The organism is Bradyrhizobium sp. CB3481 (genome assembly GCF_029714305.1).
Taxonomy (GTDB): Bacteria; Pseudomonadota; Alphaproteobacteria; order Rhizobiales; family Xanthobacteraceae; genus Bradyrhizobium.
The window spans coordinates 2,964,403-2,977,814 of the sequence record NZ_CP121647.1; the positions used below are offsets into that span (position 1 = coordinate 2,964,403).

Below are 13,412 nucleotides of genomic sequence, written 5' to 3' on the forward strand. Positions count from 1 at the left end.
GATACTGGGCTAGTTTAGGCGGGCGCGAAGGTAGGGGAAAGCACCAGCCCCCGCGCCGAGCTATTTATCCCAAACCCCGGCATGCACCGCCGCGGCTTCCTCCTCGAGCAGCGGGCCTATCACCTCGGTTGCGCGTTGCCCGCTGGCGAAGACGTCGCGGCAGGGCAGGTTGAGCGTCGGATTTTCCGGATGGTTGCCGGTGAGATCCCGCAGCCGATGTTCGCTCAGGCCGTAGACCAGGCGGCCGATGCCAGCCCAGTAGATCGCACCCGCGCACATCGCGCAGGGCTCGGCGGACGAATACAGCGTGGCGCTGCGCAGGATATCCGGCGCAAGCGTCCTGCAGGCTTGCGTCGCCAGCAGCCGCTCGGCATGCGCCGTCGCATCACGCGACGGCATATAGCCGTTCTCGGCCTCGATCAGCACGACGCCGTTCCGATCGACGAGCAGGGCACCGAAAGGGTGATTGCCGTGGGTCACGGCGCGGCGGGCGACGTCGAACGATCGCCGCAGGAAATGCAGGTCGCGTTCCAGTTGGTTCAGCGCGGCAACATCAACCATCGGCTTGACCCGTCAATGCCCCGCCATGTGTCGCCCGATTTCGGTGAGATTGGCTTCGCTGGCGCGGGCTTCGTGGACGAACTCACCATGAAACATGACGACCAGGCGGTCGGACAGTTCCAGCAATTCGTCAAGATCCTCGCTGACCAGCAGCACGGCAGCGCCGCGATTGCGGGCCGCCATGATCTCGGCGTGGATCTGCGCCACCGCGGCGAAATCGAGCCCGAAGCAGGGATTGGCTGCGATCAGCACCTCGACCTCGCCGCCGAGTTCCCGCGCCAGCACCGCACGCTGCACGTTGCCGCCCGACAGCGCTGAAATCGGGGTATCCGGCGTGCGGGTCTTGATCTTGTAGCGCCCGATCTTGCGCTCGGCGTCTTTTCGGAAGGCCGATCGGTTGAGCCACCAGCCGCCGCTGGCAAAGGGCGCCCGGTCGAATTCGCGGAACGCGATGTTGTCGGCGACGCTCATGCCGCCGACGCAGGCATTCTTCAGCGGCTCCTCGGGGAGCAGGGACATCCGGTGCCGGCGCATTTCCTCGCGGCTTGCCGAATAGAGTTCGCCGCCGACGTGGATCTCGCCGCTTTCGGCCTGGCGCTGGCCGGCAAGCACTTCGACCAGCTGCCGCTGGCCGTTGCCGGAGACGCCGGCGATCCCGACGATTTCGCCGCCGCGCACGGTGAGCGATACGCCGTGGACGGCAATGGCGCCGGCATCGTCGAGCGCGGTGAGCCTGGTCAGCTCGAGTCGCGGCTCGCCGACCTCGCCAAGGCGCGGCGGCTGGACCGTCAACTGCTCGGCGCCGATCATGGTGCGGGCCATCTCGTCAGGCGTCAGTTCGGCGACCTTGCCGTGCCCGGCCAGCTTGCCCCGGCGCAGGATGGTCACCTCGTCGGCAAACGCCATCACCTCGCGGAATTTGTGCGTGATCATCAGGACGGTGAGATCGCCGGCCACGACCATGGCGCGCAGCATGCCCAGCACCTCATCGGCCTCGCCCGGCGTCAGCACCGAGGTCGGCTCGTCCAGGATGAGAAAGCGCCGCTTCAAATAGAGCTGCTTGAGGATTTCGCACTTCTGCCGCTCGCCGGCGGAGATGTCGGAAACCCTGGCGTCCAGCGGCACCTTGAACGGCATCCGCGACAGGAACGCGGCGAGCTCCTGCTTCTCCTTCGCCCAATCCACCACGGCAGGGACGTCGTCGCGCGCCAGCACCAGGTTTTCGGCAACCGTCATCGCTGCTACCAGCGTGAAATGCTGGTAGACCATGCCAAGCCCCAGCGCGTGCGCGTCCTTTGGGTTGGCAATCGTCTGCTCGCGGCCGCCGACCAGGACATTGCCTTCGGTCGGGTGGTAATAGCCCATGATGCATTTCACCAGCGTGCTCTTGCCGGCGCCGTTCTCGCCGAGCAGCGCGTGGAACGAGCCGGGCCGCACCTTGAGTTCGACATTGTCGAGGGCGGTAAAGTCGCCGAACCGCATGGTCATGGCGATGGCGTCGACGCCAAGCGCGCCACTGGGTAACGGCGTTTCGCCGACGATCATGACAGGGCCCCGATCAAGGCCGATGACGTCGCAACCGCGCCGAACACGCCGCCCTGCATCTTGATCATTTTCAGCGCATGATCGTGGTTGCTCTTGTCGGTCGCCGCGCAGCAATCCTCGATCAGCACGCATTCGAAGCCGCGATCGTTGGCCTCGCGCATGGTGGTATGGACGCAGACGTCGGTGGTGATTCCGGTCAGCACGATGTTCTGGATGCCGCGCAGCCGCAGCATCAGTTCGAGGTCGGTGGCGCAGAACGATCCCTTGCCGGGCTTGTCGATGATGGGTTCGCCGGGCAGCGGCGCCAGATCCGGAATGATTTCCCAGCCGGGCTCGCCGCGCACCAGCACGCGGCCGCACGGGCCGGGATCGCCGATGCCGGCGCCGATCTGCCGCGAACGCCATTGCTTGTTGGCGGGCAGGTCGGCGAGGTCCGGGCGGTGTCCTTCGCGGGTGTGGATGATGTGAAAGCCACCGGCGCGCATCACCGTCAGCAGCCGCTTGATCGGCTCGATCGGGGCCCGTGTCAGCGAGAGGTCGTAGCCCATCTTGTCGACATAGCCGCCGACGCCGCAGAAGTCAGTCTGCATGTCGATAACGATCAGCGCGGTATTTTCCGGGCGCAGATCGCCATTATAGGGCCACGCATAGGGTTCGGATTTGATGTAGCGCTCGGGCATGGCTCGCTCTCGCCTATCGGGTGATGGACAGCTCGGCCGGCGCGCCAGTCAGCGTGCGCTTCGGCGAGCAGGTGATGATCATGATGGCCAGCGTCAGGATGTAGGGCGCGGCGTTGAACAGATGATAGCCGGAGGTGACGCCGACCGACTGCAGCGCCGGCCCCAGTGCCGCCGCGCCGCCAAAGGCGAGCGACGCCCACAGGCACAGCATCGGATCCCATCGCGCGAAGATCACCAGCGCCACGGCGGTGATGCCCTGTCCGCTGGAGAGGCCCTCGTTCCAGCTTCCGGGATAGAACAGCGACAGGAACGAACCGCCGATGCCGGCGAGGAAGCCACCGACCATGGTGGCGCGCAGGCGGATCCACAGCACGGAATAACCCATCGCGCGGGCGGCATCCGAGCTTTCGCCGGCGGTGCGGATCAACAGGCCCCAGCGCGTGGTTCGAAACGCCCAAAACAGGATCGGCGCGATGGCCACCCCGATCAGGAACAGCACATTGATCCGAAGTGCCGCGCGCACCTGCGGAATGTCGCTCCACCAGCCGAAATCAATCGCCGGCAGGCGCGCGGCGGTCGGCTCGATCAGCGGCTTGCCGAGAAAGAACGCCAGCCCGGTGCCGAACAGCATCAGCGCGATACCGACGGCGATATCGTTCACCCGCGGCAGCGAGCAGATGCCGGCGTGGAGCGCGCCGAGCAGCGCGCCCGTGAGGCCGGCCGCGAGCACCCCGAGCCAGGGCGAGCCCGAGAGATAGGAGATGCCATAGGCGCTCATCGCGCCCATGATCAGCGTGCCCTCGAGGCCGAGATTGATGCGCCCAGCGCGTTCGGTGATGCATTCGCCGAGGCTGACGAACAGGAACGGCGTCGAGACGCGGATGGCGCCCCCGAGCACCGCGAGCGGGACGGTCCAGAGTCCGAGCGTTGCATCCGCCATGTCAGGATTTTCCCTTCAGGAAGCCGATCCGCCCGTACAGCGCGTCGCTGGCCAGAACGAAGACGAAGATGATCCCCTGCAGCACCAGCACGGAGGCGTCCGGCAAGCCCAGCCGCCGTTGCAACAGCCCGCCGCTGGCGCTGATGCCGCCGAGCAGGATCGCGACCGGAATGATGGCGAGCGGATTCTGCCGCGCCAGGAAGGCGACGAGGATGCCGGTGAAGCCATAACCGGCTGCGAGATTGGCGTTGGTGCGGCCTTGCACCGCGGCGACCTCGATCATGCCGGCGAGGCCGGCCGCGCCGCCGGCGAGAAAGCAGATCGTCAGGATCAATTTGCCGACGCTGAGGCCGACGATCTTTGCCGCGCGGATGTTGCCGCCGGCCACGCGCGCCGCGAAGCCGAACACGGTGTGATAGATCAGGATATAGGAGGCGAGGGCCGCGACCACGCCGAACACCAGCCCCCAATGCACGTCGGTGCCGGGAATGCTGCCGATCATGTTGGCGGCACCGATTTCGCGGGTCGAGGGCTTGTTGAGGCTGGACGGATCGCGCATCGCGCCTTCGACCAGATGATTGAGGATCGCCAGGCCGATATAGACCAGCAGCAGGCTGGAGATCGTCTCGTTGACGCCGCGGTATTGCCGGAGCGCGCCCGCCAGCGTGATCCATAGCCCGCCGCCCACAACGCCGGCGCAGACCATTGCAATTTGTACCGCCAGCGGCGGTGCCCACGGCATGGCCAGCGCGATCGAGGTCGCCGACAAGGCGCCGATCAAGAGCGCACCTTCGCCGCCGATGATGACCATGCCGAGCTGCGCGGGCAGGGCGGTACATAATGCGGTCAGGATCAAGGGTGCCGCGCGAGTCAGCGTGTTCTGCCAGGAGAACCAGGTGCCGAACGCGCCCTGATACATATAAAAGTACAGGTCGAGCGGGTTCTTGCCGAACAGGGCCACGAATACGCCGAATACACCGAGCGCGCCGACCAGCGCCGCGCCCGGGATCAGGATGTATTCAATTGATGTGCCGTAACGTTGGAGAAAACCGGGGTCCGCGGCCGGAGAGACTGCGACCGCCTCGACCGGATCCGCAGCCTCAGACGTCATGAAGTCGCTCCGATCACGCCTTCGACCAGATAGTCCATCTTCTCCAGCTCAGGGTCTTTCTGGCCGCGGTCGGTGCCGGCCGTGATCACGGCCTTGCCCTTGTTGTCCATGATCGGGCCCTTGAAGATGGTATAGCTGCCTTCGGTCAGCTTGGCCTTGATGTCGTCGGCGTGCTTGCGCGCTTCCGCCGAGACGGCCTCGCCATAGGGCGAGCATTTCACGATCTCTTCCTTCAGGCCGCCGCGATAGAAGTTTGGAATCGTTTCGCCGGCCGCGATCATCTTGACGAATTTCGGATACAGCGCTTCCCAGTTCCACTCCGCGCCGGTCAGATAGGCCTTCGGCGCCAGCGGCGACTGGTTGACGTGATAGCCGCAGACCATCGCGCCGCGGCGCGCGGCGTTCTCGACCATCGTCTTCGGGCCGTCGACGTGACAGGTGAGGACATCGACGCCCTGGTCGATCAGGCTGTTGGTGGCTTCGGCTTCCTTGACCGGCATCGACCAGTCGCCAGTGAAGATCACCTGGGTGGTCGCCTTCGGGTTGGCAAGCCTGGCGCCGAGGGTGAAGGCATTGATGTTGCGCAGCACCTGCGGGATCGGTTTCGCCGCGACGAAGCCGAGCTTGCCGCTCTTGGTCGAATAGCCGGCGACGATGCCGGAGATGTACTGGGCTTCGTCGATATAGCCGAAATAACTGCCGGCATTGGTCGGATCCTTGTCGCTCCACAACCCGCCGCAATGCTGGAAGCGAAGCTTCGGAAACTTCTTCGCCATCTTGATCATGTGCGGGTTGTAGTAGCCGAACGAGGTCGGGAACAGCAGCGATGCGCCGTCGAGGTTGATCATGGACTCGATGGTCTTTTCGACCGCGTCGGTTTCGGGGACCTTCTCTTCCTCGACCACCTTGAGGCCGGACAGCTTCTTCAGTGCCGCCGCGCCTTGCGCGTGGGCCTGGTTGTAACCGTAGTCGTCGCGCGACCCGACATAGATGAAGCCGATCGTGGTGTCGGCGGCCTGCGCGGAACGCGCACCAAGCGCCGAACCAAGCGTCAGGGCCGCGCCGCCTTGCAACAAATGCCGTCGTGAAATCCTGCCAAAATCCATTGCCTGCTCCCCTCTGGCGACTGGGTCGCCTGTCCTTTTCAGCTGCGCCGATCCGGCGGAGCTCGGGAGGGTCGTCGCAATGTTCGTGCCAGAGATGGCGCCAGGCGGATTCTGCCCTAAGTAATTGAATCTGTTTTGATGCGATCGTTCGATCGAATCTTGTGCAGTGCGTCATGTGCCCAAATGATGAGCATCATTCGCGAATTGTATGCAACGTGGTTGAGCACGCCGCCGACTTCTTAAGGCCAGCTCGACGCCTCGATCCGGTTGAGGGCGTCGGCAACTCGGGGCACGGACACGTAGTGAATCGCCTTGAGATAAGTCGGACACGCCGCTCGACCGCGCAAAGAACCTAGCCCAGTGCTGAGGATCGGAATCATCTCGGATACTCACGGGCTGCTGCGGCCCGAGGCTGAGCAGCGGCTTGCCGGCGTGGCGCATATCATCCACGCCGGCGATGTCGGTCGTGCCGATGTTCTGGCCGGACTTCGTCGGATTGCGCCTGTTACCGCGATCAGAGGAAACGTCGATACCGGCGAATGGGCCAAAGATTATCCCGACACCCTGACGTTACGGCTTAGGGAGCGTTCCTTCTACGTCTTGCATGACCTTGGGGAATTGCAGATCGATCCAGCCGCCTGTGGAATTGACGTAGTGGTTTCCGGCCACTCGCATCGTGCGCGGGTCGAAACGATTGACCGTGTGCTCTATCTAAATCCTGGAAGTGCCGGGCCGCGGCGTTTCAACCTGCCGATTACGTTGGCTACCATGGAACTAGGCGCGAGCGGCCTTCAGCCGGTCATACATGACCTTGATCGCATCGCGTGATGTGCATCCAGCGGAACTGTTCGCGCTGTCTGTGGCGATTTTGATCTTCCCTATGGTGCGCGAACTGACCTATATCGCGGCCCGGAGGGCACGAGCATGTTTGGAAAAATGCGGCGAGAGAGGAACCTGCGCGAGCGTGACGCCGCGGAAGCTCAGGCGCGCTTCGAGCGGAACGAACGCCTCGGCAAGACTATTTACGGGCGAATTGCCGATTTGAAGAAAGTGCCGCGCGAAAATCTGCCGGATGCGGTGTTCCTGCTTTTCATGCAGGCCAAGCAGCAGAGCGAGCTGATTCGGCAGGCGACAAAGGACCGCACCCGGTATGACTCCAGTTTCGACGTGATCGACGGCGATCGCGCGACTTACCTGGCGCAGGACGCGACGCATGCGGTGAGGGATCACGTCACACATCCCCAGACATTCTTCGAGGCGATCTCCGAGCAAACGCCCGACGTGCACTTCACGATCGAGCAGCAGGACGCCGTTTCGCTGGTCGCCGCGACGATCCGTGAGCAGCGGCTGGACGGAATTCTGGAAGGCTTGCGACTGGCCGGATTGTTGAACGAAGTGCCAAACCGCCGCCGCGCCGGCTCGGAGGCTGAAGGGGCGGGTTAAGTGTCCGTTCGAAGCGGTTGCCGGCCAATACTCTGCTTCGGTTGCCAGCACTGACTTGGAATCTCGCAAAGCATTTTTGGAATTTTTCCAAACTTGATGTCAGCTGACGCGAGTCGTCGATGATCGAGGCATTCTAAATCGCCGCGCACGCATTTGCGTTGCGGTCACCATGGCGCCTCTCTAAACGGAATTGCCGATAGGCCACAGGCAACCAACGCGGAGTGTGGATCTGCGGGGGCGCTGATTCACGAGCCATAAGTGTCGATCGGACGCGGAGAGCGGATCTTCGATCCATGATCTTTGCAGGTCGAGCGTGAAACCAGTTCGCGTTGGAGCAACGTGGTGTTGATGGGGGATTTTCTGGAATGGGACGTGCAGGTGGTGTTGGGACGGTAGGTCGCTTTGGTGCGACTCTGCTGGGTGGAGTGGCGTTGCTGGCGTGGTTCGAATCGCCGGCTCAATCCCAGACTTCGCAAGGCGGCAGCTCCCTTCCACCTGTTACGGTCGATGCTCCAGCGCAACAGTCGGTCCGCCGCGCGCCTGCCAAACGAAGTGACGCCAGGGTCCGATCGGCTTCACGGCGCACTACGGTGCCTGCCACCCCGCAAGCTGAAACCGTCCAGCCGCCGCCGTCGCCGCCGGGTGTCGTGCCCGCCTTTGCGGGTGGCCAGGTCGCGCAAGGCGCGCGGCTCGGAATGCTCGGCAACACCAACACCTTGAAGTCGCCGTTCAACGTGGCTGGTTATACGGACAAGTTCATCCGCGACCAGCAGGCGGCAACGGGTACGGATGCCTTGATCCTGGATCCTTCCGTGCGCAGCACCCACCCGATAGGCGGCATCGTCGATTCCTTCAACATTCGCGGCTTCCCGATCAACGAAGGCAATAATGGTGAGTTCGCGTTCGAAGGCCTTTACGGCATCGCGCCGAGCTACCGCATCTTCACCGATTACGTCGAGCGCATCGAGGTGCTCAAGGGTCCCTCGGCTGCGCTGTCGGGCATCGCACCCAACGGCGGTGTCGGCGGCGTCATCAATGTCGTGCCGAAGCGTGCGGGAGAGGACTTGACGCGCTTGACTGCGAGCTACGGTTCGGCCTCCCGGTTCGGCGGTCACTGGGACGTCGCGCGGCGCTACGGCGAGGGCCGGGAATGGGGCGTGCGCGCCAGCGGCAGCCTGCGCGGCGGCGACACGCCGATCGACCGCCAGTCTGAAACGACTGGCGTTGGAGCGCTGGCACTTGACTATCAGGGCGAACGATACCGGTCCTGGCTCTATCTCCTCGCGCAGACCGACCGATTTACCGCGCCGCAACGGCCGTTCCTCATGGCTCCCGGCCTGCAAGTGCCCAAGGCGCCGGACGGCCGGCTCAACGTGACGCAACCCTGGGAGTGGTCGCGCATCAACGATCAATCCGTCCTGTGGCGCAACGAATACGATCTAACCGATCAGGTGACGCTGTTCGCCGATGTCGGCGGATCGCACACCAATGTCGAGCGGTTCTTCGGTCTGCCGACGATCACCAGTGTGGGCGGCAACACTACCTCGACGCCGCAATTCTTCGGGCTCAGCATCGATCGGCAAACCTATGATGCCGGCGTCCGCGCGAGGTTCGATACTGGGTTCGTTCGCCATGCCGTCACCTTCCAGGGCTCGGTCTATCATGATGAATTGTTCCGGCGGACCACCAATGGCACCGCGATGACGTCGAACATCTATAGTCCGACGCTTGCGCCAACTCAGTTCGCAAACGAGATCCCCGGCCGCCCTCGGCTTTCGGAAAGCAATCTCACGGCGCTCTCGATCGCTGACACCATGTCTGTGCTCAATGAGCGCGTTCTGCTGACGCTGGGTGTCCGGCGCCAGGGCATCGAGGCGACCAACTATATTCCCAATGTCGGAACGATCGGAAATTCTTATGACAAGAGCGCGACCACCCCTGTAGTCGGGCTCGTTGTTCGTCCCCTGGAGAACGTCTCCCTGTATGCCAATTACATCGAAGGTCTAAGTCGGGGCGATATAGCGCCGTCGCAGCCGAATGTTTCCAATGGCAGCGAACTGCTCCCGCCCCACATCGCCAAACAGTACGAGGCCGGCATCAAGGTGGACTTCGGCCGGATTGCAACCACCTTCAGCGCCTTCGAGATATCGAAGGGGAGCGGCGAACTGGTGGCTGGGCGCGCCGCGGCGACCGCTGAAACGCAGGTGCGCGGGCTCGAGTTCAACGTGTTCGGCGAACTCAGGCCCGACGTTCGCATCCTCGGAGGCGTTTCGCTGCTGGACGGCACCCTCACGAAATCAGCCATCGCGACGCGGGTGGGCAATACGCCAATCGGCGTTCCAAACGTACAGGCCAATATCGGCGCCGAGTGGGATCTGCCATGGGTGAGCGGGCTCACCTTGAACGGCGCGGTCATCTACACGGGCCGGCAGTTCGTCGATGCGGACAACAAGCAGCCGATCCCGGACTGGACCCGCCTCGATCTCGGCGCCCGCTACACGACGGCGATCAACGGCAGGAAGACGGTTTTCCGCGCCAACGTTCAGAACGTGACCGGTGAAAATTACTGGTCCAGCGTGGCCTCATTCGGAACGTTCTTCCTGGGGGCACCGCGCACGTACCTCCTGTCGATGACCGTGGACATGTAGTTGCTGCACATGCTGTCGGTGGCGGAAGCGGAATGCCAAACACTTCCGCCGCGAAGCCGTTCAGCGAGCGGCCGAAATTTCGGTCGCTGACCGGTTCTCCAGGAACTGCTATTTCAAAGTACGTCAGCCAACGACTGCCCGTGCAAGTCTATATTGAGCCCCTGCAAACCTTGGTCGCTGATTTCTCCGCCCATTGCTTTCAGGCTTTCTTCACGAATCAACGACATCAGGCCGCGTCGCAAGGCAAGGAATTCCGACGACATCATCATCGATTGTTGGCGGGGCCGTTCCAGCGGAATGGGAATTTCCGCCTTGATTGAGCCGGGGCGAGCCGTCATGCAGTATACGCGGTCGGAAAGGAAGATCGCCTCGTCGATATCGTGGGTCACGAACAGGACTGAGATTTTCAGCCGTTGCCACATGTTATTGAGAATTTGCTGCATGATGACCCGCGTCTGCGCATCCAGGGCACCGAAGGGCTCATCGAGTAGAAGAACTTTCGGCCCTGTCGCCAATGCTCGCACAATACCGACGCGTTGCTTCATGCCGCCGGAAAGGCGGTCTGGGTAATGCTTTCCGAACGCCTCAAGGCCGGCCAGTCCGAGCAGGGTGCGAGCAGCTCTATCGCGACGGGAACGGTCCATGCCGCGCATCTTCAGTCCAAATTCGACGTTCTCCTGAACGGTCTTCCAAGGGAAAAGAGAATATTGCTGGAAGACCATCCCGCGTTCGGCGCTAGGACCCTTTACCTCTTCGCCGTCGACCGTGACCGTTCCAGCAGTAGGCTTCAGGAAGCCCGCGACCGCGTTCAATAGCGTGGATTTTCCGCAACCTGATGGGCCGACGATCGAAACAAATTCACCCGGCTTGACATGGATTTGGGTGTCCGTAACGGCGGCGACGGGCCCATCGATCGTCTCATAGCTCAGCGCGAAGTTCTTGACCTCGACGTGGCCTTCGGCCTCCTTTGCCTCGATCAGACTCATGTGCGTCCCCAAGGCATTGCGAGCCTTCCGGCAGACCGGATCAGCAGACTTGACGTCAGGCCGAGCACGCCGATCGCAATCATGCCGAGTGCGATGTCTGCGTACTGGACCAGCGAATAGGCTTCCCAGGTGAAATAGCCGATGCCGTACTGGCCGGAGATCATCTCAGCCGCGATCAGCGAAACCCACGCAACGCCCATCCCGACGGTAAGCCCGGTGAAAATGTGCGGAAGTGAAGCCGGGAAATACACTTCGCGAAAAATCGACGCTTCCCGTGCCCCGAGGCACCGTGCGGCCCGGACCAGCACCGGATCAACCAGAACCATGCCGTGCAGCGTATTCACCAAGATCGGGAAGAACGAACCGAGGAAAGTGATGAAGACGATGCTCTGTTCGTTGGTCGGCCACAGCATGATCGCCATCGGCACCCACGCGATCGCCGGAATCGGACGCAGGACCTCGGCAACAGGGAACACTATTTCGTGGATCAGCTTGAAGCGGCCCATGACGAGACCGAGCGGTATCGCGACAAGTGCCGCCAGCGAGAAGCCGAATATGATTCGGCGGCAGCTCAGCAGAACATGCATCAGGAATTTGGGGTCGTGGATTGCGGTTGTGAAGCTTTCGTAGACCGCAAGTGGGGAAGGGACGTTGGTGAACCGCACGAAGAACACGACGCGGTATTTCGTCAGGAGGTGCCAGACGATCAGAAATGCCACCAGCGATAGGGCGCCGATCAGCGTAGCGCGCAGACGGCCCTTGTTGAGTCGGAACCAGCGCGCGGCCAGAACGCCGACCGTGACGGGATTGTGGATCGGCTCCACGGTGGGAACCAGTTCGGCAGCGATCGCGGGTGTCTTGCGCTCCGCCGGATGCAGCGCATGCGCAGGGCTACTGCTCATGTCTTGCCTCCGCCCACGGCCGACTTCACCGCGTCTTCGAAACCAAGAACCTTGCCGTTGTTCTTTGCGGCGTAAGCTTCGGCGTCCTTCTTCAGCAGGAAGGGCGCGATATCGCCGCCGGCGACCGCAAAGAAGGCCTGGTCGGCGAACAATTTGATGCCGCGCGCCGTGTCGAAGACATAAGTGACGTTGATCTTCTTTCCCTTGGACTTGAAGTCCGCGTAGGCACCGAGCGTGCAGGTGGCGCTGCTGAACGGAAGGATGCCTTCATCTTCGACCCACACTTCGCCGGACTTGCGGGGCTCAGAAATCGGCTTCTTGCAGAACTTGTCGTCGCCGGAAATCTCGTAGTTCTTGCTGCTCGTGAGCTGGGCGGCGTAGTCCAGTTTCATGTCGGCATAGGCCTTGCGGATGTACGAGTCGTCGACCCATCTCTTTGGATCGAATTCCTTCATTCGTCCAAGGTTCTGAAGCACCTTGACATCGACTTCCGCCGCATCGATCAGGGCTGGCTTGATGGTGGGGTCGGTGGTCATGTTGCCGCTCGGACCGAGGAAGATGTAGACGACTTCCTTGCTGATGCCGGTCCATTCCGCGACTTTCTCTGCCGCCAGTTTGGGGTCGGCGCGGAGCCACCGGTTGGCGGCGATGATCGCCTTCATGTAAGCGGCGACGACTTCTGGATATTTCTCGGCGAAGTCGGTGCGGACCACGACGCCGTGCCAGGTCGGCAGGTTCGTCTCCACGCCGTCGAATATCTTGCGGGCAAATCCGCGAAACGGCAACAACTCGGCGAACGGGACAAAATCAGCGTGGGCGTCGATCTTCTTCTCCTGAAGATTCGTCGAACCGACTTCAGGACTTTGACTGACCAGCTGGAAGAAATCCGCCGGGTAGCCCCTGTCCTGCATCGCCTTCAGAACCATACCATGGGCGGCCGATCCAAAGGGGACGCTGACCAGCTTACCCTTGAGGTCCGCAAACTCATAATACGGCGAGTCCTTATGGACGACGAGACCATTGCCAGAGCCGGACATGCTGTAAGCTGCAACCGCGACCAGGCGGCTCTTGCTTTCAGGATTCTTCTCGAACGTGAACCCGTTGACGACGAGGGGATAATCTCCCATCGCACCGAACTGCAGCTTGTTGGCCATCATGCCGTTGGTGACGGGAGGACCCGAGGTGAAGTTCTGCCATTCGAGCTCGAACTTGATGTTGGCATATTTGCCGTCCGTTGGAAGGTACTTCTCCAGGAGGCGCAATTGGCGGATGACGATCCCGGTCGTCACGGTGTTGGTCGTGGTGTCCTGGGTGCCGATCCCGATTGTGACCGTCTCACCTCGGGCAGGCTGCGCGAAAGCCAAGACCACGGACGCTATGGAAATCGCTATCGAGAGTGAGTGGACTTGGCGGACCATGTTCATCCTCATTCGGTTGGAAGCACTGCACCCATGATTGGTTGGGCCAGCGTTCCAGGCAAATGCGGACTG

Annotated in this window: 12 protein-coding genes; 3 read left to right on the forward strand and 9 right to left on the reverse strand. The window is 62.4% G+C overall.

All coding sequences use genetic code 11. From position 1 onward, the window contains the following. Positions 1 to 60: 60 nt before the first annotated feature. From QA643_RS14200 to QA643_RS14225, 6 genes are read right to left on the reverse strand one after another with little or no spacing between them, the layout of a single operon-like run. Positions 61 to 561: a nucleoside deaminase gene (locus tag QA643_RS14200; RefSeq protein ID WP_283033756.1), complete on the reverse strand. Its 501-nt coding sequence runs from the start codon at positions 559 to 561 to the stop codon at positions 61 to 63. Positions 562 to 573: 12 nt separating this feature from the next. Continuing rightward, complete coding sequence (locus tag QA643_RS14205) at positions 574 to 2,106, reverse strand: ABC transporter ATP-binding protein (protein WP_283033757.1); 1,533 nt, start codon at positions 2,104 to 2,106, stop codon at positions 574 to 576. Continuing rightward, on the reverse strand, positions 2,103 to 2,786 hold the full coding sequence (locus tag QA643_RS14210; RefSeq protein WP_283033758.1) for an isochorismatase family cysteine hydrolase: 684 nt from the start codon (positions 2,784 to 2,786) through the stop codon (positions 2,103 to 2,105). The genes QA643_RS14205 and QA643_RS14210 overlap by 4 nt, the downstream gene beginning before the upstream one ends. A gap of 13 nt (positions 2,787 to 2,799) precedes the next feature. Continuing rightward, entirely contained in the window at positions 2,800 to 3,726 is a 927-nt protein-coding gene (locus tag QA643_RS14215) for an ABC transporter permease (protein ID WP_283033759.1), read from the reverse strand. Position 3,727: 1 nt separating this feature from the next. Next, the gene (locus QA643_RS14220; RefSeq protein ID WP_283033760.1) at positions 3,728 to 4,837 is read right to left on the reverse strand and encodes an ABC transporter permease; all 1,110 of its coding nucleotides are present in this window, start codon (positions 4,835 to 4,837) and stop codon (positions 3,728 to 3,730) included. Then, positions 4,834 to 5,943: a BMP family ABC transporter substrate-binding protein gene (locus QA643_RS14225; protein WP_283033761.1), complete on the reverse strand. Its 1,110-nt coding sequence runs from the start codon at positions 5,941 to 5,943 to the stop codon at positions 4,834 to 4,836. The genes QA643_RS14220 and QA643_RS14225 overlap by 4 nt, the downstream gene beginning before the upstream one ends. Before the next feature lie 360 nt (positions 5,944 to 6,303). Here QA643_RS14225 and QA643_RS14230 point away from each other — a divergent pair, with 360 nt between their 5' ends. The 3 genes from QA643_RS14230 to QA643_RS14240 all read left to right on the forward strand — a co-directional run bounded on the left by QA643_RS14230 (position 6,304) and on the right by QA643_RS14240 (position 10,034). After that, positions 6,304 to 6,771, forward strand: coding sequence for a metallophosphoesterase family protein (locus tag QA643_RS14230; protein ID WP_283033762.1), 468 nt, complete (start codon positions 6,304 to 6,306; stop codon positions 6,769 to 6,771). A 96-nt stretch (positions 6,772 to 6,867) separates the two neighbouring features. Further along, positions 6,868 to 7,386: a hypothetical protein gene (locus tag QA643_RS14235; RefSeq protein ID WP_283033763.1), complete on the forward strand. Its 519-nt coding sequence runs from the start codon at positions 6,868 to 6,870 to the stop codon at positions 7,384 to 7,386. 365 nt (positions 7,387 to 7,751) lie between these two features. Then, entirely contained in the window at positions 7,752 to 10,034 is a 2,283-nt protein-coding gene (locus QA643_RS14240) for a TonB-dependent siderophore receptor (RefSeq protein WP_283033764.1), read from the forward strand. Positions 10,035 to 10,147: 113 nt separating this feature from the next. Here the strand turns inward: QA643_RS14240 and QA643_RS14245 are convergent, their stop codons facing one another. From QA643_RS14245 to QA643_RS14255, 3 genes are read right to left on the reverse strand one after another with little or no spacing between them, the layout of a single operon-like run. Then, the gene (locus QA643_RS14245) at positions 10,148 to 11,020 is read right to left on the reverse strand and encodes an ABC transporter ATP-binding protein (RefSeq protein WP_283033765.1); all 873 of its coding nucleotides are present in this window, start codon (positions 11,018 to 11,020) and stop codon (positions 10,148 to 10,150) included. Continuing rightward, entirely contained in the window at positions 11,017 to 11,922 is a 906-nt protein-coding gene (locus tag QA643_RS14250; protein ID WP_283033766.1) for an ABC transporter permease, read from the reverse strand. The genes QA643_RS14245 and QA643_RS14250 overlap by 4 nt, the downstream gene beginning before the upstream one ends. Next, positions 11,919 to 13,340, reverse strand: coding sequence for an ABC transporter substrate-binding protein (locus QA643_RS14255; protein WP_283033767.1), 1,422 nt, complete (start codon positions 13,338 to 13,340; stop codon positions 11,919 to 11,921). The genes QA643_RS14250 and QA643_RS14255 overlap by 4 nt, the downstream gene beginning before the upstream one ends. Positions 13,341 to 13,412: the final 72 nt, after the last annotated feature.